19 protein-coding genes are annotated in these 18,625 nt (G+C 61.8%); 10 read left to right on the forward strand and 9 right to left on the reverse strand.

The window, feature by feature from the left end; all coding sequences use genetic code 11:
- Window positions 1-28: 28 nt before the first annotated feature.
- Window positions 29-1,066, forward strand: a complete 1,038-nt coding sequence (locus EX00_RS19430) for a 4-hydroxyproline epimerase (RefSeq protein ID WP_047461421.1) — start codon at window positions 29-31, stop codon at window positions 1,064-1,066.
- A gap of 3 nt (window positions 1,067-1,069) precedes the next feature.
- Here EX00_RS19430 and EX00_RS19435 read toward each other — a convergent pair whose 3' ends face one another.
- Together EX00_RS19435 and EX00_RS19440 are read right to left on the reverse strand one after the other, a co-directional pair.
- On the reverse strand, window positions 1,070-1,501 hold the full coding sequence (locus EX00_RS19435) for an RbsD/FucU family protein (RefSeq protein WP_047461424.1): 432 nt from the start codon (window positions 1,499-1,501) through the stop codon (window positions 1,070-1,072).
- A complete protein-coding gene (locus tag EX00_RS19440; RefSeq protein ID WP_047461427.1) occupies window positions 1,485-2,732 on the reverse strand; it encodes an ROK family transcriptional regulator in 1,248 nt (415 codons plus the stop codon). The genes EX00_RS19435 and EX00_RS19440 overlap by 17 nt, the downstream gene beginning before the upstream one ends.
- Window positions 2,733-2,985: 253 nt before the next feature.
- Here EX00_RS19440 and EX00_RS19445 point away from each other — a divergent pair, with 253 nt between their 5' ends.
- From EX00_RS19445 to pyrC, 5 genes are all read left to right on the forward strand, one after another.
- A complete protein-coding gene (locus tag EX00_RS19445) occupies window positions 2,986-4,011 on the forward strand; it encodes a sugar ABC transporter substrate-binding protein (protein WP_047461428.1) in 1,026 nt (341 codons plus the stop codon).
- Window positions 4,012-4,188: 177 nt separating this feature from the next.
- Window positions 4,189-5,253, forward strand: a complete 1,065-nt coding sequence (locus EX00_RS19450) for an ABC transporter permease (RefSeq protein WP_047461430.1) — start codon at window positions 4,189-4,191, stop codon at window positions 5,251-5,253.
- Complete coding sequence (locus tag EX00_RS19455) at window positions 5,229-6,035, forward strand: ATP-binding cassette domain-containing protein (protein WP_202903735.1); 807 nt, start codon at window positions 5,229-5,231, stop codon at window positions 6,033-6,035. Before EX00_RS19450 ends, EX00_RS19455 begins: the two co-directional genes overlap by 25 nt.
- The gene (locus EX00_RS19460; RefSeq protein WP_047461433.1) at window positions 6,032-6,664 is read left to right on the forward strand and encodes a nucleoside triphosphate hydrolase; all 633 of its coding nucleotides are present in this window, start codon (window positions 6,032-6,034) and stop codon (window positions 6,662-6,664) included. Before EX00_RS19455 ends, EX00_RS19460 begins: the two co-directional genes overlap by 4 nt.
- A 145-nt stretch (window positions 6,665-6,809) precedes the next feature.
- Window positions 6,810-7,850, forward strand: coding sequence for a dihydroorotase (gene pyrC, locus EX00_RS19465; RefSeq protein ID WP_047461434.1), 1,041 nt, complete (start codon window positions 6,810-6,812; stop codon window positions 7,848-7,850).
- Window positions 7,851-7,876: 26 nt separating this feature from the next.
- On the opposite strand, the gene EX00_RS19470 is transcribed toward pyrC, so the two are convergent.
- Window positions 7,877-8,353: an anthrone oxygenase family protein gene (locus tag EX00_RS19470; protein ID WP_047461437.1), complete on the reverse strand. Its 477-nt coding sequence runs from the start codon at window positions 8,351-8,353 to the stop codon at window positions 7,877-7,879.
- Window positions 8,354-8,545: 192 nt separating this feature from the next.
- Between EX00_RS19470 and EX00_RS19475 the strand changes: the two genes are divergently transcribed.
- Complete coding sequence (locus EX00_RS19475; protein ID WP_047461440.1) at window positions 8,546-9,244, forward strand: orotate phosphoribosyltransferase; 699 nt, start codon at window positions 8,546-8,548, stop codon at window positions 9,242-9,244.
- A 76-nt stretch (window positions 9,245-9,320) separates the two neighbouring features.
- Window positions 9,321-10,247: a carbohydrate kinase family protein gene (locus EX00_RS19480; RefSeq protein WP_047461442.1), complete on the forward strand. Its 927-nt coding sequence runs from the start codon at window positions 9,321-9,323 to the stop codon at window positions 10,245-10,247.
- 144 nt (window positions 10,248-10,391) lie between these two features.
- On the opposite strand, the gene pgi is transcribed toward EX00_RS19480, so the two are convergent.
- Complete coding sequence (gene pgi, locus EX00_RS19485; protein ID WP_047461445.1) at window positions 10,392-12,017, reverse strand: glucose-6-phosphate isomerase; 1,626 nt, start codon at window positions 12,015-12,017, stop codon at window positions 10,392-10,394.
- A 174-nt stretch (window positions 12,018-12,191) separates the two neighbouring features.
- The gene (locus EX00_RS19490; RefSeq protein ID WP_047461448.1) at window positions 12,192-13,889 is read right to left on the reverse strand and encodes a long-chain fatty acid--CoA ligase; all 1,698 of its coding nucleotides are present in this window, start codon (window positions 13,887-13,889) and stop codon (window positions 12,192-12,194) included.
- 350 nt (window positions 13,890-14,239) lie between these two features.
- Here EX00_RS19490 and EX00_RS19495 point away from each other — a divergent pair, with 350 nt between their 5' ends.
- The gene (locus EX00_RS19495; protein ID WP_047461451.1) at window positions 14,240-14,635 is read left to right on the forward strand and encodes a PRC-barrel domain-containing protein; all 396 of its coding nucleotides are present in this window, start codon (window positions 14,240-14,242) and stop codon (window positions 14,633-14,635) included.
- A 60-nt stretch (window positions 14,636-14,695) separates the two neighbouring features.
- Here EX00_RS19495 and EX00_RS19500 read toward each other — a convergent pair whose 3' ends face one another.
- Window positions 14,696-15,091: a VOC family protein gene (locus EX00_RS19500; RefSeq protein WP_047461454.1), complete on the reverse strand. Its 396-nt coding sequence runs from the start codon at window positions 15,089-15,091 to the stop codon at window positions 14,696-14,698.
- A 201-nt stretch (window positions 15,092-15,292) separates the two neighbouring features.
- Here EX00_RS19500 and EX00_RS19505 point away from each other — a divergent pair, with 201 nt between their 5' ends.
- Entirely contained in the window at window positions 15,293-15,676 is a 384-nt protein-coding gene (locus EX00_RS19505; protein WP_047461457.1) for a YciI family protein, read from the forward strand.
- Window positions 15,677-15,727: 51 nt separating this feature from the next.
- On the opposite strand, the gene EX00_RS19510 is transcribed toward EX00_RS19505, so the two are convergent.
- The 3 genes from EX00_RS19510 to EX00_RS19520 are packed head-to-tail and all read right to left on the reverse strand — an operon-like array spanning window position 15,728 to window position 18,584.
- A complete protein-coding gene (locus tag EX00_RS19510) occupies window positions 15,728-16,477 on the reverse strand; it encodes an ABC transporter permease (protein ID WP_047461461.1) in 750 nt (249 codons plus the stop codon).
- Entirely contained in the window at window positions 16,474-17,421 is a 948-nt protein-coding gene (locus EX00_RS19515) for an ABC transporter ATP-binding protein (protein ID WP_047461464.1), read from the reverse strand. The genes EX00_RS19510 and EX00_RS19515 overlap by 4 nt, the downstream gene beginning before the upstream one ends.
- Window positions 17,418-18,584: an ABC transporter permease gene (locus EX00_RS19520; protein WP_047461467.1), complete on the reverse strand. Its 1,167-nt coding sequence runs from the start codon at window positions 18,582-18,584 to the stop codon at window positions 17,418-17,420. The genes EX00_RS19515 and EX00_RS19520 overlap by 4 nt, the downstream gene beginning before the upstream one ends.
- Window positions 18,585-18,625: the final 41 nt, after the last annotated feature.

Genomic DNA, 18,625 nt, shown 5'->3' on the forward strand with positions numbered 1-18,625 from the left:
CCCGCCACGTCTGATTGGAGTTACCGAGATGAGATGGAAGCGCACGATCCAGTTGCTGGATGTCCATTGCGAGGGCGAGATCGGCAGGGTCGCCATCGGCGGCGTGCCGAAGATCCCCGGCAATACGATCGCCGAGCAATTGCATTGGCTGAACACAGATCCGAAAGGCGAGGAACTGCGCCGCTTCCTGGTGCTGGAGCCGCGCGGGGCGCCGATCGGCTCGGTCAACCTGCTGCTGCCGGCAAGGCACCCTGACGCCAATGCCGCCTTCATCATCCTGCAGCCGGATCAGGCGCATGCGAGCTCCGGCTCCAACTCCATCTGCGTGACCACGGCATTGCTCGAATCTGGCATCGTCGAGATGAAGGAGCCGGAAACGGTGGTGACGCTCGAAACCGCCGCCGGGTTGGTGCGGGCAACCGCCACTTGCCGCGACGGCCGTTGCGAGAAGGTCCGCCTCACCATGGTGCCGTCTTTCGTGCATGAGCTGGATGTCGAGATCGATACGCCGCAATGGGGCAGGATCAAGCTCGATCTCTGCTATGGCGGCATCTTCTATGCGCTGGTCGATGTTGGCCAGATCGGTCTCACGATCGAAAAGGCCAATGCCGCGTCGCTGGTACAGGCTGGCATGGTCCTCAAGGAGCTGGTCAACCGTACGGTCCCGGTCGTCCATCCGGAAATCCCGGCAATCTCCGGTGTCGCCTATGTGATGTTTAGGGATGTCGATGCTGATGGCGCCATCCGCACCTGCACGACCATGTGGCCCGGCCGCGCCGACCGCTCACCCTGCGGCACCGGCAACTCCGCCAACCTGGCGACGCTGCACGCCCGCGGCAAGGCCAGGGTCGGAGATGTCTTCAAATCCCGCTCGATCATCGGCTCGGAATTCGAGGTCGGCCTGCAGGCGGAGACCGAAGTCGCCGGCAAACCCGCCATCATCCCCACCATCACCGGCCGCGGTTTCACCTTCGGCCTGAGCCAGGTGGCGCTCGATCCGTTCGATCCGATGGCGAATGGCTTTGCGTTGACGGATGTCTGGGGACCGTTGGCGGGGGAGATCTAAAAACTATCCCGGATAGATCACGCCCTTGCGCAAGATGATATTCCCATAAAGCCTTGGCTCGCTGGTCTGCACCAGCGCATGCGTCTGCTTGACCCGCTCATAGAAGTCCGCCGGCAGCAGCGGCACGACCTTGATGTCGGGGACATGGTGGGCGCAGACTTCGATCATCTCGGCATGGACAGGATCGACGGCGTCGCGGTCTTGCCTGACCGTCGCGCGGAAAATCGCCTGCGGCACGAAATCGTCGATCGGCAGGACGCTGAGTATGGCGTCAAGCACCCGCACGACGCCATGGCCGTCGAGACGGATCAGGCGGCGGGCGTGTTCGAGGCCCGGATAATTGCCGTCCACGAGGGCGATTTCGTCGCCATGGCCCATGGCGCGCAACGTCGCCAACAGCTCGGGGCTCAATAGCGGGTCAATGCCCTTCAGCATGCTCTATCTCCTTGAAGAGGATGTTTTGGTCGATGAGGTAGCGCGCGAAGATCGGCAGGCTGGCGCCGCCGATGGCGCGCGCCTGCGGACCCACCGCCCCTTCGATAATTTCGGGCATGACGACGCCCTGCAGGTCGAGCTCGGCCGCCGCCGTGATGGTGGCGCGCACGATCCGTTCGCGCACCCAGTCGGGAAAGCCGCCGTCGATGACGGCCGCGCTGAAGTCGATGACGGAGGCAGCGGCGACGATCGCCTGCGCCAGCGCCTTGGCCGTATCCTGGATCCAGATCTCCAACGGCTCTCCGAAGTCGATCCAGTTATCCGCCGAATACCAGAGCGGCCGCGGATCGAAACCATGATCGCGCAGCAGATTTTCGAGCACGAAGATCGAGGCGATCTCGAGCAGCTGCTGGGTTTCGCCGTTGCGCCCGCGCACGGGCAGGGGGCCGAGCGCGCCTGCCGTTCCAGTCCGCCCGACGAAGATCGAAGAGTTCAGAACGATGCCGCCGCCGAGGAAGGAGCCGATGAAGAAATAGACGAAATCCGGATAGTGCGGGCCGACGCCGAAGACGAGTTCCGCGCCGCAGGCGCTGGTGGCATCGTTCTGCAGATAGACGGGATAGGGCACGCGGGCCGCGATTTCTGCTTGCAGGTCGACGCCACGCCAGACCTCCATTGCTCCATTGGGAGCGCCGACCTCCTCCGCCCAGTTCCAGAGTTCGAATGGAGCGGCGATGCCGACCCCGGCAAGCCGGAGGCGCTCTTTGCCGCTGAGGCGCGTTTCTAGCTCCTGAATGCCGGAGGTGACGAAGGACAGGATGTCCTGCGGTAGCGGATAGGGATAGATCTGATGGAGCTGCATCCTGATACCGCCGACGAAATCCATCAATACGAGGTCGGCGCTGCGCCTGCCGATCTTGACGCCGAACGAGAGCACCGCATCCGGATTGAGCCGCATCGGAATGGAAGGCTGGCCGACGCGCCCGCGTACCGGTTCGCCGCGCGACAGCAACCCATCCTTCTCCAGCGCCCGCATGATGACGGAGACGGTTTGCGCCGACAGGCCGCTGCGCCGGGCGATGTCGGCTTTCGACAGCGCGCCGTGGCGGCGCACGAGCGACAGCACCAGCCGTTCGTTATGCGCGCGGACGCGAACCTGATTCGCACCCCCGCTGGGGTCGAGAATCAAGGGTGATGTCGGCGTTTCCTCATGGTCTTGCAGGGGAGACATTGGCCCGCTCCTTCCATCATGGCCATGCCCTATTTTTCATCAAAATGCCACATCAGATTAATAATTCAATCGGATTTATTTATTGACAGGGCGAAATCTTTAGGGTCAGATATGTCCCGTCGAGGATGTGCGCATGACCTTGGAGGCGGTCCAGCGGGAAGAAATCTAAACGGACATGGCACGTCTTGAACCGGACTCGAGTGCGAGCCGGAGTGGCCGGGGATCCCGGTTTTTCAAATCTTGGGAGGATTGAATGAAGAAATCTGTTATTTCCGCAGCAGTCGCCGCTCTGGCGATCGGCGTCGCCTTTGCCGCGCCGGCCAAGGCTGCCGATGTTTCCGCCTGCCTGATCACCAAAACCGATACCAACCCCTTCTTCGTCAAGATGAAGGAAGGCGCGACGGCCAAGGCCAAGGAACTCGGCGTGACGCTGAAGTCCTACGCCGGCAAGATCGACGGTGACAGCGAAAGCCAGGTCGCCGCCATCGAAAGCTGCATCGCCAGCGGTGCCAAGGGCATTCTGATCACCGCTTCCGACACCAAGGGCATCGTTTCTTCGGTCAAGAAGGCACGCGACGCCGGCCTGCTGGTCATCGCGCTCGACACGCCGCTGGAACCGGCTGACGCTGCCGACGCGACCTTCGCCACCGACAACCTTCTCGCCGGCAAGCTGATCGGCGAATGGGCCAACAAGACGCTCGGCGACAAGGCCAAGGACGCCAAGATCGGCTTCCTCGACCTGACGCCGTCGCAGCCTTCCGTCGACGTGCTGCGCGACCAGGGCTTCATGATCGGCTTCGGCATCGACCCGAAGGACCCGAACAAGATCGGTGACGAAACCGATCCGCGCATCGTCGGCCATGACGTTACCAACGGCAACGAGGAAGGTGGCCGCAAGGCCATGGAAAACCTCCTGCAGAAGGATTCCAGCATCAACGTCATCCACACGATCAACGAACCGGCTGCTGTCGGCGCCTATCAGGCTCTGAAGGCCGTCGGCTTGGAAAAGCAGGTCTTGATCGTGTCCGTTGACGGCGGTTGCCCGGGCGTCAAGTCCGTCAAGGAAGGCGTGATCGGCGCCACGTCACAGCAATATCCGCTGATGATGGCAGCCCTCGGCGTCGAGGCGATCAAGAAGTTCGCCGATACCGGCGAAAAGCCGAAGCCGACCGAAGGCAAGTCCTTCTTCGACACCGGCGTCTCGCTGGTAACCGACAAGCCGGTTTCCGGCCTGAAGTCGATCGACACCAAGGAAGGCACTGCGAAGTGCTGGGGCTAAGCCTCATCTGAATTTGGCGTGATCCAATCCGAGAGCCGCTTCACATTTTTCGCTGAAGCGGTCCTTCGGGTCGCGACCATGCCTTCCTGACATCAACGCCGGCCGGACCTCAGATCCGGCCGGTTTCAACACCCGGCGGTTTCCGCGTATAGTTCGGCGCGGCAGCGGAGGAATACAATGACCGGAGCACAGGAATTCGAGCGTGTTCTCGACGGCAGCGACAAGAATGTCGCCTCGTTCGAGCACCAGGATGTCTCTCTTCTCAAACGCATGCAGCATTTCTTGCATTCGACGCCGGCCGCCGTGCCGTTGATCGTATTGGTGATGGCAATCATCATCTTCGGCTTTGCCATCGGTGGACGATTCTTCTCCGCCTACACTCTGACACTGATCCTTCAGCAGATCGCCATCGTCGGCATTCTTGCGGCGGCGCAGACGCTAGTCATCCTGACCGCGGGTATCGATCTGTCGATCGGCGTGATCATGGTCATTTCCTCCGTCGTCATGGGCAACGTCGCCGTCACTTACGGCCTGCCGACACCAGTCGCCATTATCGCCGGCATGGCCGCGGGCGGCCTCTGTGGGCTGCTCAATGGTTTCCTCGTCGCCAACATGAAGCTGCCGCCATTCATCGTGACGCTGGGCACTTGGAATATCGTCATGGCGACGAATTTCATCTATTCCGCCAATGAGACCATCCGCGACACCGATGTTGATGAAAAGGCGCCGCTTTTGCACCTCTTCGCGGTCAGCTTCCGGCTCGGCGGCGCGGTGCTCACCCTCGGCGTCATCGCCATGGTGCTGCTGGTGTTGGTCTTATGGTATATTCTCAATCACACCGCCTGGGGCCGGCATGTTTATGCTGTCGGCGATGATCCGGAAGCGGCGAAATTGTCGGGTATCCAGACCAAGAAGGTGCTGCTCGCGGTCTACGGCGTTTCGGGACTGATCGCGGCCTTTGCCGCCTGGGTTTCGATCGGCCGCAACGGTTCGGTTTCACCGTCTTCGGCGGTGACGGACTTCAATCTTCAGGCAATTACCGCGACCGTGATCGGCGGCATCTCGCTCTTCGGTGGCCGTGGCTCGATCCTCGGCACGCTCTTCGGCGCGATGATCGTCGGCGTCGTCTCCATGGGCCTCAACATGCTCGGAGCCGATCCGCAGTGGAAGGTCCTCCTGACCGGCGTGCTGATCATCGGCGCCGTCGCGATCGATCAATGGATCAGAAAGGTATCGGCATGACCACGACTGGCGAACCCCTTCTCACCGCGCGTGGCCTCGTCAAGCGCTATGGGCGCGTGACCGCGCTCGACAATGCCGATTTCGATCTCTATCCCGGCGAAATCCTTGCCGTCATCGGCGACAACGGCGCCGGAAAATCCTCGCTGATCAAGGCGATTTCCGGTGCGGTCACACCCGATGAGGGCGAGATCAAGCTGGAAGGCAAAGCTGTCAATTTCAGGTCGCCGATGGAAGCGCGCGAGGCCGGCATCGAAACGGTCTACCAGAACCTGGCGCTGTCGCCGGCGCTCTCGATCGCGGACAACATGTTCCTCGGTCGCGAGATTCGCAAGCCAGGCGTCCTCGGCTCCGTGTTCCGCATGCTCGACCGGCCGGCAATGGAAAAACGCGCCCGCGACAAGCTCACCGAACTTGGCCTGATGACCATTCAGAACATCAACCAGGCGGTGGAAACGCTCTCCGGTGGCCAGCGTCAGGGCGTGGCGGTGGCGCGTGCCGCCGCCTTCGGGTCCAAGGTCGTCATCATGGATGAACCGACGGCGGCTCTCGGCGTCAAGGAAAGCCGCAAGGTGCTGGAGCTGATCCTCGACGTGCGCTCACGCGGCTTGCCGATCGTGTTGATCTCGCACAATATGCCGCATGTCTTCGAGGTGGCGGATCGTATCCATATCCACCGTCTCGGACGTCGGCTGACCGTGATCAACCCCAAGGAATACACCATGTCCGATGCCGTCGCCTTCATGACCGGCGCCAAGGCTCCGCCGGAGACCGTCGCCGCATGAGTTCCACGCTCGAGAACATCGCCGGCGAGATCATCGCGCGCGCCGGCGATACAAAACGGTTCCTGGTGGCCATCGCAGGCCCGCCGGGCGCCGGAAAATCGACCTTGGCCGACAAGGTGGCCGAGGCACTGAGGGCCAAGGGTGAAAGCGCCGAGGTCCTGCCGATGGACGGCTTCCACATGGACAATGCCGTCCTGATCGAAAAAGGCCTGCTGAAGCGCAAGGGCGTGCCGGAAAGCTTCGACGTGCGCGCCTTTCTCGATATCGTCAGGGCGGTGCGCGCGGCCGATCAGGAAGTACTGGTCCCGGTCTTCGACCGTTCGCGCGAGCTTGCCATTGCCTCGGCCCGCATCGTCTCGCCCCATCACCGTTTCATCCTCATCGAAGGCAACTACCTGCTGCTGAGCCAGGGAAAATGGGCGGAACTGGAGGGCATGTTCGACTATTCGATCATGCTCGCGCCCCCCATGGAAGTGCTGGAGCAGCGGCTCTGGGAGCGCTGGAAGGGCTATGAACTCGACGATGAGGCCGCCCGCGAGAAGGTCTACGGCAATGATCTGCCCAATGGCCGCCTGATTCTGGAAAACCGTCGCCCGGCCGACGCCACCGTCGATATCGTGCAGGGCTGAGCCCCGCTATCATTTCCTCGGCATCGGCGATTGTTTTGCGATAGCGGTTGGTGCTATCGAAGCGCGATACCAAAAAGCATGATCCCGAAAAGTGTGAAGCGGTTTTCGGACAAGATCATGCACACATTTCCAGAGGTTCGTGCCCATGCAAAAGCTCACCATCCGCCGCCCTGACGACTGGCATCTGCACCTGCGCGATGGCGCCATGCTGGAAGGCGTGATCGGCGACACATCAAGGCATTTCGCCCGCGCCATCATCATGCCGAACCTGGTGCCGCCGGTCGTCACCACGGCCGATGCCACCGCCTATCGCGAGCGCATCCTGAAGGCACTTCCTGCCGGCGACCGCTTCCAGCCGCTGATGACGCTTTACCTCACCGAGCACACCAATCCCGGCGATGTCGAAGAGGGCAAGAAGAGCGGCCTCATCACCGCCGTCAAACTCTATCCGGCGGGTGCGACGACCAATTCGCATGGCGGCGTTCGCAACCTGGATAAGGCGATGCCGACGCTGGAGCGCATGGCGAAGATCGGGCTGCCGCTCTGCGTCCATGGCGAGGTGACGACGCCGGAGGTGGATATTTTCGACCGCGAGGCTGTCTTCATCGAAACCGTGCTCGATCCGCTGCGCCAGCGCCTGCCGGAGCTGAAGGTCACCATGGAGCATGTGACGACCTCGGACGGTGTCGACTACATCAAGTCGGCCAAGGCCAATCTCGCCGGCTCCATCACCACGCATCACCTGATCATCAACCGCAACGCCATCCTCGTCGGCGGCATTCGCCCACATTATTACTGCCTGCCGGTCGCCAAGCGCGAAAGCCATCGCCTGGCGCTGCGCGCGGCTGCGACCAGCGGCGATGCCAGGTTCTTCCTTGGCACCGATTCCGCCCCGCATGTCGATCCGCTGAAGGAATGCGCCTGTGGCTGCGCCGGCATCTATACGTCGATTAACACCATGAGCTGCCTGGCGCATGTCTTCGAACAGGACGGCGTGCTGGAGAAGCTTGAGGCCTTCGCCTCGCTGAACGGCCCGGCCTGGTATGGATTGGCGCCAAACGAGGACCGGATCACGCTCATCCGCCGCGTGGAATCGGTGGCTTTCCCGGAAAAGATCGAAACCGGGGCGGGCACCGTTACCGTGTTTGACCCTATGTTCCCGCTGCATTGGGACGTCGAAGGCTGAGCCGTCGCTCCTTGCGGTACGATCCTCTAAAAGAGAGCCCGCACGAAGGCGCAGGATGCCAGCAGGGACGCTGCCGTGCGCAGGTGGTTCCATCTCGTCCATTCACTGAGATAGGTCGCCCATAGCTCGGCTGCTTCAGCCGTGCGGCCATCGACCTTGTCCAGTGCGTCGTTCAAGGGAACATTGAAGACGATCGTCGAAAGAAATGTGGTGACAACATAGAGCACCGCGCCGGTAAGCATCAGAACGCTGACGCCGCCCCGCCAATGCACGATCGCCATCACCGCGATGAACACCGACAAAGCGAGGGTCAGCAGAAACACTGCCATGAAGGGCGAGCGCAGGATCGTCGTGTTGATCGACTGCATGGCGGCGATGCCCTGTTCGGCGGGGAGCCGGGCAAAGGCCTGCATGATGAAGGTCGAGAACGCAAAGAAAATACCGGCGATGAGGCCACTGCCGAGCGCAGCCGCGATGAGAGCGATATTCGTGATCGGCACCATGAAGCTCCTCCTCTTCAAAACGTGATGATTCTCTTATACCTGCGACCCACGTTTCGGAGAAGCCGGTGGCGGCATAGCCGGGGATAGGGCTGCTGCCGAGAACGAACGCGTGCAAATCCCCTGAACCGTCTGGAAACCTCTGGCGCTAGCTGCTATTGCCGCAGGGACGTCCCAGGAGCCAAGGAGACCCGCATGACCCAGATGACATTTTCCGACCGCGCCGTGATGGCCGAACTGGTGGCGAAGATGCTTTGGGAGATCAAGGCGGTGCACTTCAGCGCCGATAAGCCCTATAAGCTCGCCTCCGGCATGGCGAGCCCGGTCTATATCGACTGCCGCAAACTCATTTCCTATCCGCGCGTCCGCTCGACGGTGATGGATTTCGCCGCCAGCCTCATTATGCGTGACGCCGGCTTCGAGCAGTTCGATTGTGTCGCCGGTGGCGAGACGGCGGGCATCCCCTTTGCCGCCTTCCTCGCCGAACGCCTGAACCTGCCGATGATCTATGTCCGCAAGCAGCCGAAGGGCCATGGCCGCAATTCGCAGATCGAAGGGCATATGCCCGAGGGTGCCCGCGTGCTGGTTATCGAGGACCTGACGACGGCCGGCGGCAGCATGTTCACCTTCATCGACGCGATCCGCGCCGCCGGCGGTATCGTCGAGCACGGCATGGCGCTGTTTTACTACGGCATCTTCCCCGAGGCCGAGGCGCGGTTTGAGAACGGCAAGGTCCGGCTGCATCATATCGCCACCTGGCGCAACGTGCTCGCCGTCGCCAAGGAACAGAAGCTGTTCGACGACAAGACGCTCGAGGAAGTGGAAGCTTTCCTCAATGCACCGCTCGCCTGGTCCGGCCGAAACGGCGGCGTGGCGGAACTGGCAACAAAGTGACGCTTTGCTTTTGCCAAGAATTTATCTAATCGATTTACGGAACTAGACCGATAGACGTGCTCTCCAGGAGGCCGGAATGATATTGTGCTGTGGCGAAGCTTTGATCGACATGTTGCCGCGTGAGACGACGTTGGGTGAGAAGGCCTTCGCGCCCTATGCCGGCGGTGCGATCTTCAACACCGCGATTGCGCTTGGCCGTCTCGGCGTGCCGACGGGTTTCTTCACCGGCATTGCCGACGACATGATGGGCGAGATCCTGCGCGAGACGCTTGCAGCCGCCAAAGTGGACTACAGCTATTGCGCCATCGCTCCCCGCCCGAGCACGATCGCTTTCGTCAAGCTGGTCAATGGCCAGGCGACCTATGCCTTCTACGACGAAGGCTCCGCCGGCCGGATGATCACCGAGGCCGACTTGCCGACGCTCGGCGATGATTGCGAGGCTCTGCATTTCGGCGCCATCAGCCTGATCCCCGATCCGTGCGGCGCGACCTACGAGGCGCTGATGAAGCGCGAATATCAAAGTCGGGTGATCTCGCTCGACCCGAACATCCGTCCGGGCTTCATCAAGGACAAGGCCGCGCATTTGGGCCGCATCAGCCGCATGGCCGCCATGTCCGATATCCTGAAATTCTCCGACGAGGACCTGGAATGGTTCGGCATCCCCGGAAATCATGACGAACTCGCCGCCCATTGGCTGAACCAGGGCGCCAAGCTGGTGGTCGTCACCAAGGGCGCCGAGGGAGCGACCGGCTACACCAAGTCGTTGAAGGTCTCGGTCCCGAGCGAACGCGTCACCGTGGTCGACACGGTCGGCGCGGGGGATACGTTCGATGCAGGTATTCTGGCGTCGTTGAAGATGAACGATCTGCTGACCAAGGCGCAGGTTGCTTCGCTGAACGAGAAAGCGCTGCGGGATGCGCTGGCGCTTGGCGCCAAGGCCGCGGCTGTGACGGTGTCGCGTGCTGGGGCCAACCCGCCTTGGGCGCGTGAGATCGGTCTGTAATTTACCCTCCCCTTGAGGGGGAGGGTCGGCACGCAGTGCCGGGGTGGGGTGGATCCTTTAGCGTTCTGACGCGGAGAGCCGTCGTCAACCCCCACCCGCCGCTTCGCGGCGACCTCCCCCTCAAGGGGGAGGTGAATGAGCGCCTTACTTCTCCAGTTTAGCCAGCGCAGCGACCAGCCCCTGTGTCGAGGAATCATGGCCGGCGGCGCTTTCCTTGCCTTCGACGACCGGCAGCAGGCCGGTTGCCAGTTCCTTGCCGAGTTCGACACCCCACTGGTCGAAGGAGTTGATGCGGAAGAGCACACCTTCGACGAAGACGCGGTGTTCATAAAGCGCGATCAGGCGGCCGAGGGCAAATGGCGTCAGCTTGTCGTAGACGAAGGTGATCGACGGGCGGTTGCCGGTGAAGACGCGGTGCGGCGCGATGAAGTCGGCCTTCTTATCGTCCATGCCCTTGGAGGTGAGCTGAGCCTTGGCCTCCTCGAAGGTGCGGCCCTTCATCAGGGCTTCCGACTGCGCCAGGCAGTTAGCGATTAGCAGCTCGTGCTGGTGACGCAGGTCGGGTTCGAAACCGTTGGCGGCGATCATGAATTCGGCCGGGATGATGCTCGTGCCCTGATGGATCAGCTGGTAGAAAGCGTGCTGGCCGTTGGTGCCGGGCTCGCCCCAGACGACCGGGCCGGAATTGCCCTCGACCGGCGTGCCGTCGATGGTGACGCCCTTGCCATTCGATTCCATGTCGAGCTGCTGCAGATAGGCCGGGAAGCGCGACAGGCGCTGGTCGTAGGGCAGGATGGCGCGCGTCGTGTAGCCGAGGACGTTGCGATGGTAGAAGCCGATGAGGCCGAGCAGCATCGGCAGGTTTTCCTTGAACGGCGCCTTGCGGAAATGGTTGTCCATCGCATGCGCGCCGTCGAGGAACTTGCCGAAATTCTCCGGACCGACGGCGATCATCAGCGGCAGGCCGATGGCCGACCAGATCGAATAGCGGCCGCCGACCCAGTCCCAGAAGCCGAAGACGCGCTCGCCGTCGATGCCGAAGGCGGCGACCTTGTCGAGCGCCGTCGAAACAGCGGCGAAGTGATGCTGAACGGCAGCTTCGCCGAGCGCCTTGGCAATGAAGGCGCGCGCCGTCTGGGCGTTGGTCATCGTCTCGATGGTGGTGAAGGTCTTGGACGCGATGATGAACAGCGTCGTTTCCGGCGAGACCAGCTTGAGGATATCGGCAATATGGGCGCCGTCGATATTCGAGACGAAGTGCGAACGCGGACCGTCGTGGAAGGGCGCGAGCGCCAGCGTCGCCATGACCGGGCCGAGATCGGAGCCGCCGATGCCGATGTTGATGACGTCGGTGATCGCCTTGCCGGTGGCGCCCTTCAGCGTGCCGGAGCGGATGCCGTCGGCGAACTTGCCCATGGCGGCGAGCACGCCGTTGACGTCTGGCATGACGTCCTTGCCGTCGACGAGCACCGGCGTATTGGAGCGGTTACGCAGGGCTGTGTGCAGAACGGCGCGATCTTCGGTGAAATTGATGGCAACGCCGGAGAACATTTCCTCGCGCTTGGCGGCGACGCCGCGCTCGGTCGCGAGCTTTTCGAGAAGCGCCAGGATCTCGTCGTTCACGGCAGTCTTCGAATAGTCCATCAGCAGATCGTCGAACGAGGCGCTGAAGCGGGAGAAGCGTTTGGGATCGGCGGCGAAGGCGGCGCGGATATCGGTGGCCTTGCTGGCCGCTGCGGTGCTCTTCAGTTGGTCGACGAGGGCGTTCATGGGGGCTCCTTGCGGTTCGCGCCGCTTGCCGTCTGACGAGGGCAGGGCACTCTGGTGTTTGGTCGCGGAAACTATTCTTTATCTAGGGCGTAAATCAAGTTCACCTATCCGGCAAAACGAAAAAAGCCGCTCGCGGATGAAGGCGAGCGGCTTTCCGAATGACATGAAATTATGTCAGCCGCGCAATTCCTTGCGCAGGATCTTGCCGACATTCGATTTCGGTAGTTCGGTGCGGAATTCGATGAAGCGCGGCCGCTTGTAGTTGGTGAGGTTTGCGATGCAATGCGCCTTGACGTCGGCCTCGGTCAGAGCCGGGTCCTTCTTGACAACGAAGAGCTTGACGGCCTCGCCGGAATGCTCGTCCGGCACGCCGATCGCGGCCGCTTCCAGAATGCCCGGATGCATGGCCGCGACTTCCTCGATCTCGTTCGGATAGACGTTGAAGCCCGAGACCAGGATCATGTCCTTCTTGCGGTCGACGATCTTGGTATAGCCGCGTTCGTCCATGAAGCCCATGTCGCCGCTGCGGAAAAAGCCATCCGGCGTCATCACCCTGGCGGTTTCAGCCGGCTGCTTCCAATAGCCGGCCATGACCTGCGGCCCGCGGATGCAGATTTCGCCGACCTCGCCGAGCGGCAGGGAATTGCCGTTCTCGTCGCGAATGTCGAAATCGGTGCCGCTGAGCGGCAGGCCGATCGTGCCGGTGAAGTCCGAGCTGTCGAAGCGGTTGGCGCTGGCGACCGGCGATGTCTCGGAAAGGCCGTAGCCCTCGGTGATCCAGGCGCCGGTCATCTTCTGCCAGCGTTCGGCCACGGGGCGCTGTACCGCCATGCCGCCCGCCAGCGTGCTGGTCTGCGACAGGTCGAGCTTGGCGAATTCCGGATTGTTCATCAGCGCGTTGAACAGCGTGTTGAGGCCGGGGAACATGTCGAACTTGTATTTGCCGAGCTCCTTGATGAAGGCCGGAATGTCGCGCGGGTTGGCAATCAGCACATTATGCGAGCCGAGCGACACGCCCATCAGCGAATTCACCGTCAGCGCGAAGATGTGATAGAGCGGCAGCGCGCAGACGAAGTTCAGCGCCTCGGGCCGCTTCTTAACGATGTAGGCGGATGCCAGCCAGAGCTGCAATTGCAGTTGGTTGGCGAGCAGGTTGGCGTGTGTCAGGATCGCGCCCTTGGCCACGCCGGTCGTGCCGCCGGTATATTGCAGGAAGGCGATGTCACTGCTGGTGAGTTCGGCCGGTTTCAGCGACAGTCGTGCACCCGCTGCAAGGACTGTTGCAAAGCTATGATGGCCGGGGATGGACCAGGCCGGAACCAGCTTCTTTACCTTGCGCACGATGAGATTGACGATATGGCCCTTGACGCCGAGCATGTCGCCGAGGGCGGTGACGACGACGTGGCGCACATCGGTATGCGTGAGCACCTGCTCGACCGTATGCGCGAAGTTTTCCAGCACGAAGATCGCCTTGGCGCCGCAATCGCGCAACTGGTGTTCGAGCTCGCGCGGCGTGTAGAGCGGATTGACGTTGACGACGACGAAGCCGGCGCGGAGAATGCCGTAGACGGCGATCGGGTTCTGCAGCACGTTCGGCATCATGACGGCGACGCGATCACCTTTTTGCAGGCCAAGGCTCTGCAGCCAGGCGCCGATCTTGCGCGTTTGGATGTCGAGATCGCGATAGGTGATCGACTTGCCCATGCTGGTGAAAGCGGGGCGGTCGGCATAGCGCGCGCAGCTTTCCTCCAGAAGCTCGGCGAGCGATGCATGCTCCAGTGGCGGCAAGTCGGCCGGCACTATGTCGGGATAGGAGGCGAGCCAGATCTTGTTGACCACCGGTCCATCCGAAGGAGCGGAAACTGAATTCATGCGTACTTCCTCCCTGACGCATCCAACGCCCCACCGTCGGCAAACGGCGGCTTTCTAGCGTGTCACTGTCCGGTTGAAAAGTCTCCCGCTTTTCGCACCGTCACAGCCTTTCCTCTCACCCCACGGCTGAGAGCTATGAGAAAAGTTATACTAACTTTGACGTAAACGTCAACAATCGCGAGACGTTAATCCTTTTTTGACAATTTTGAAAAAAGGACTGGAACTTTTGCCGGAAGAGCGCGTTAATGCGTCGTGGGCGAGAACCCATCGGAGCATCGTGCAGCCTTCAGAAAACGGCGGTGATCGGACGCTCCAACCTATGTTACGCGTATCCAAAGGGAGGTGCGCACATGCATAAAGAGAGTGCCGATACCATGAGCCGTGACCTCTATGTCAAGGATATGTCGATGCTGGTCGCCTGTGACCGGGTCGAGGGGTCCAAGGTGTTCGGTTCGGATGGCAGGCAGATCGGTCATATCGAGCGCCTGATGCTGGAAAAGAGCGATGGACGCATCGCCTTTATCATCCTGAGCTTCGGCGGCTTCTTCGGCATCGGCCAGGAACACTATCGGGTGCCGTGGGAAAAGCTGCGCTTTGACGCCCGCATTGACGGCTATCGCATCAACATGACGAAGAGAGACGTCGAAAAAGCCTGCCGTTTCCTGGGCAAGGACGATACTGGCGTCCAGAAGGACAATGGCCATAAGAGCCACGACTATTTCGGCGTGCCACCCTACTGGATGTAGGCATCGAGATAGTTAACCCGGACAGGCCCTGCTTGCGCGGGGTTTTTGGTATGTCTGGGCCTATTGAAATCGCCCGTGCCTTTGCACCACTTCGATCTTGTAACCATCGGGATCGGTGACGAAGAAGAACAGGCCGAAGAGTTTTCCATCGCGATTGAGTTCGGTGATCTTGCCGGGATTCAGCCCAAGCAAGGAAAACCGGACATGTTCGTCTCGCAGCTCGTCGACGGAAATGGCGAGATGGCCATAGCCTTCGCCGAGCGCATAGGGTTCGACCCGGCCTTGATTGACCGTCAGCTCCAGCTCGAAGCCGATCTCGGCATTGCTCATATAGATCAGCGTGAAGGTGGGGAATGCTACGCGGTCGGCGATCTCGAGCCCAAAGGCCTTGCCGTAGAAATCGACAGAGCGTGCCTCCTCGAGAACACGGATCATCGAATGAATCATCTTAGCCATCGGCACCTCCATGGATCGTCTGAACATCGCGCCGAAGCCAATGCCATCCGCTGTCGGCCAAGGCAAGCGGCGTGTACATCGTATATCGACATTCGAAAAGTAACTTCAGGGCTTCTGAATTTCGATCCATCTGGGTAGACTTCCGGGTGTCTTGGCAACCAGCCCGGCGGGCGCCGACGAAAGTTCCTGGGGAGGAAATCCATGTACTACGCAATCCTGGCCTATCATGAAGAGGGCATTGTCGAATCCTGGAGCAAGGAGGAGGATGCAGCGCTCATGACCGAGCTGCTGGAGATCAATGACCGTCTGGTGGCGGAAAAGTCGCTCGGCCCGGCGGCACGCCTCGGTCCCACCCATGGCGCCGTCACCTTGCGAGGGAAGGGGGCGGGGCTGGTCATCGACGGTCCGTTCGCGGAAACCAAAGAGCAGTTGCTCGGATTCTACGTGGTGGATTTTCCAACGCTCGATGCCGCGGTCGCGGCGGCGCGCGACTTGCGCCGCGTCAATCCGACCGCCGTCTATGAAATCAGGCCGATCTCGCTTTATCTACCCGGAGCGCCGTTAAGTTCAGGGGAAGGCGGTTAACAAGGCCTTCGGCATCGTCAGCCGCCGTGCGAAGTGGCAATTGCATTGCCCTTACTGCTCCCGCACGCCGATCTTCCGCGTCACGCTATGCTCGATCAGTTCCATGCCGTCATAGATCAGTACCGCCATCAGGCCGACGATCAGGCCGCCTTGCAGGATGAAGGCGGTGTTGTCGTTGATCAGGCCGGCGATGATGACTTCGCCCAACCCCTTGGCGGCGACCGTCGAGCCGATCGTTGCCGTGCCGATGTTGATGACCGTGGCAATCTTCAATCCCTCGATGATCAGCGGCAAAGCGAGCGGCAGCTCGACGCGGAACAGCCGCTGCCAACCGTTCATGCCCATGCCGTCGGCGGCGTCGAGCACCGTCGCCGGCACCTGTTGCAGCCCGGCGACGGTATTTTCGAAGATCGGCAGCAGCGCGTAGAGAAAAAGCGCGATCAGCGTCGGCACCGCGCCGAAGCCGGTGGTGGAGATGGCGAGCGCCAGCACAGCGACCGGCGGAAAGGTCTGGCCGGCATTGGCGATCGCCCGCGACAGTGGCAGGAAATCGGCGCCGCTCTTGCGGGTGACGAAGATGCCGCCGAGCACGGCAAGGATGCCGCTGGCGGCGATCGAGGTGAGGATCAGCTCCATATGGCTGAGGGCGAGGGCCGGCAGGCTGTTCTGCGTATAAATCGGCGACGCGCCGAATTTGGTGAGCGGCGCCAGGATCGGGATCAGCCATTCCGGCCGGAACAGCAGCACCAAAAGAAGCGCCAGCGCCAACAGCCGGAAGAGATTGGCGGCGAGGAACCTCATGCTTTGCGGCCCAGCTCGATCAGATGCTGCATGGAGATCGAGCCGACCGGCACCTTGCTGTCGTCCTCGACCGCCGCCTCGTCGGCACCCTGCCAGATCATCTCGGCCAGCGCGTCGCGCAGGTTGAGGGTTTGCGGCAGGCTATGGCCGAGGCCCGGCCGTGGCGGCTGCATGCTTCCCTTCAGCGGCAGCAGCGACATCAGCTTCAGTGCCCGGTCGGAAGTACCCGTCAGTTGCTGGACAAAAGGGTCGGCTGGCTCGGTCAGGATCTTCTCCGGTTCCGAACATTGCAGCAGCTTGCCTTCGCTCATGACGGCGATTTGGTCGCCGAGATGAAAAGCCTCGTCCATGTCGTGGGTGACGAGGATGACGGTCGTGCCGAACTGCTTCTGGATCGCCAGCAGATCGTCCTGCGCCTTGCCCCGGATGACCGGATCGAGCGCGCCGAAAGGTTCGTCCATCAAGAGCAGTTCCGGTTCGGCGGCAAGCGCGCGGGCGACGCCGACGCGCTGTTGCTGGCCGCCGGAGAGCTGGCTCGGATATTTGGTGGCGAACGTGCCGGGGTCGAGATGGAAGAGATTGAGCAGCTCCTCGACGCGCCGGTTGATGCGCGCCCTGTCCCAATCGAGCAATTCGGGAACGGTGGCGATATTCTGCGCCACCGTGCGGTGCGGAAACAGGCCGTGGCCCTGGATGGCATAGCCGATGCGGCGTCGAAGCTCGGTTGCCGGCACGTCCATCACATCCCGGCCGCCGACGGAAATATGTCCCTCCGAGATCGGCACCAGCCGGTTGATCATCCGCATCAGCGTCGATTTGCCGGAGCCGGAGGTGCCGACGATAACGGTAATCGTGCCCTTTTCCATGCTCATGCTGACATTGTCGACCACGGTGGTGTTGCCGTAGCGCTTGGTCACGCCCTTAAGCTCGATCATGGCGGTCATGCGCGTTGTCCCCGGATGCTATCGATGACCGCATCGAGGATGACGGCCGATGAGAAGGCGAGAAAGACCGTCGGCACGGCGCCGAGCAGCACGAGGTCATTGGCCGTCTGGCCGATGCCCTGGAAGATGAAGATGCCGAAACCACCACCACCGATCAGCGCCGCAACGGTGACGAGGCCGATCGCCTGCACCAGCACGATGCGGATGCCGGTGAGGATCACCGGAAAGGCAAGCGGCAGGTCGATACGGGTGAGGATCTGTCGACGTGTCAGCCCCATGCCGGTGGCGGCGTCGCGCACGGAGGGATCGACGCCGGCAAGGCCGACCACCGTATTGGCGACGATCGGCAGCAGCGAATAGATCACCAGCGCCACCAGCGCCGGTGCGGTGCCGATGCCTCTGACACCGATCGCTGCGGCAAAGGGGACGTTGGCGGCGATATAGCCAAGCGGCAGCATCAAAATGCCGAACAGCGCCAGGCTCGGAATGGTCTGCACGAGGCTTAGGGCTCGCAGTACGACGGTGCGAAGCCTCGGCTGCCAATAGCAGAAAATACCGAGCGGCACGGCGAGCAGGATGGCGATGGCGACGGAGCCGAGAGACAGGAAGACATGGCCGAGCGCTTCGCTCCAGAACTTGTCGGCATTGTTGGCGTATTCCTTCATGATCGAAAGATTGTTGAGCAGTTCGGATTTGAAGACGATGCCAAGGAGCACCGCATAAAGGACAAGCGACGCGACCCTGAGCCATGGTGATAGCCGCAGCTTCACCAGCGCATCCGAGATCACCAGGCCGATGACAGCGAGCAGCACCCAGAAGGCGCCACCCGGCGTGATGCGAGCCACGGTGCTGCCGGCGGGCGTCGCCGTCGTCGAGACGAGGCCGAGCGTGACGATGAGGAAGGCGATGGTGAGCGTGGCGATCCCAAGACGAGCAAGCTGGCTGCGCAGGAAGAGGGCGGCAAGGGCGGTGGCGACGAGAAGGGCCAGAAGCGCCAGTGCGCTCGGCTGGGGGAGGAGCTGTATCAGCATTTGCGGCTTGCCGGCTGCGATGCGGTTTGCCTTGACGATGATGAACGGCATCAGGGTCACGGCCAGCGCGCCACCGGCCACCAGCACCACTCCGAGACGGTCCACCCTGCGGGCCGCGAGCGCATCTTCCATCAGGCAAGCTCCGTCGGGGGCATGATCCCAAAAAGTGTGAA

Origin of the sequence: Martinezella rhizogenes, from assembly GCF_000799715.1 — a bacterium.
GTDB classification, from domain to species: domain Bacteria; phylum Pseudomonadota; class Alphaproteobacteria; order Rhizobiales; family Rhizobiaceae; genus Rhizobium; species Rhizobium rhizogenes_C.

Coding starts and splice junctions, on each gene's coding strand:
- EX00_RS19430 (WP_047461421.1), top strand. CDS start 29: ATGAGATGGAAGCGCACGATCCAGTTGCTGGATGTCCATTGCGAGGGC.
- EX00_RS19435 (WP_047461424.1), bottom strand. CDS start 1,501: ATGCTGAAGGGCATTGACCCGCTATTGAGCCCCGAGCTGTTGGCGACG.
- EX00_RS19440 (WP_047461427.1), bottom strand. CDS start 2,732: ATGTCTCCCCTGCAAGACCATGAGGAAACGCCGACATCACCCTTGATT.
- EX00_RS19445 (WP_047461428.1), top strand. CDS start 2,986: ATGAAGAAATCTGTTATTTCCGCAGCAGTCGCCGCTCTGGCGATCGGC.
- EX00_RS19450 (WP_047461430.1), top strand. CDS start 4,189: ATGACCGGAGCACAGGAATTCGAGCGTGTTCTCGACGGCAGCGACAAG.
- EX00_RS19455 (WP_202903735.1), top strand. CDS start 5,229: ATGGATCAGAAAGGTATCGGCATGACCACGACTGGCGAACCCCTTCTC.
- EX00_RS19460 (WP_047461433.1), top strand. CDS start 6,032: ATGAGTTCCACGCTCGAGAACATCGCCGGCGAGATCATCGCGCGCGCC.
- pyrC (WP_047461434.1), top strand. CDS start 6,810: ATGCAAAAGCTCACCATCCGCCGCCCTGACGACTGGCATCTGCACCTG.
- EX00_RS19470 (WP_047461437.1), bottom strand. CDS start 8,353: ATGGTGCCGATCACGAATATCGCTCTCATCGCGGCTGCGCTCGGCAGT.
- EX00_RS19475 (WP_047461440.1), top strand. CDS start 8,546: ATGACCCAGATGACATTTTCCGACCGCGCCGTGATGGCCGAACTGGTG.
- EX00_RS19480 (WP_047461442.1), top strand. CDS start 9,321: ATGATATTGTGCTGTGGCGAAGCTTTGATCGACATGTTGCCGCGTGAG.
- pgi (WP_047461445.1), bottom strand. CDS start 12,017: ATGAACGCCCTCGTCGACCAACTGAAGAGCACCGCAGCGGCCAGCAAG.
- EX00_RS19490 (WP_047461448.1), bottom strand. CDS start 13,889: ATGAATTCAGTTTCCGCTCCTTCGGATGGACCGGTGGTCAACAAGATC.
- EX00_RS19495 (WP_047461451.1), top strand. CDS start 14,240: ATGCATAAAGAGAGTGCCGATACCATGAGCCGTGACCTCTATGTCAAG.
- EX00_RS19500 (WP_047461454.1), bottom strand. CDS start 15,091: ATGGCTAAGATGATTCATTCGATGATCCGTGTTCTCGAGGAGGCACGC.
- EX00_RS19505 (WP_047461457.1), top strand. CDS start 15,293: ATGTACTACGCAATCCTGGCCTATCATGAAGAGGGCATTGTCGAATCC.
- EX00_RS19510 (WP_047461461.1), bottom strand. CDS start 16,477: ATGAGGTTCCTCGCCGCCAATCTCTTCCGGCTGTTGGCGCTGGCGCTT.
- EX00_RS19515 (WP_047461464.1), bottom strand. CDS start 17,421: ATGACCGCCATGATCGAGCTTAAGGGCGTGACCAAGCGCTACGGCAAC.
- EX00_RS19520 (WP_047461467.1), bottom strand. CDS start 18,584: ATGGAAGATGCGCTCGCGGCCCGCAGGGTGGACCGTCTCGGAGTGGTG.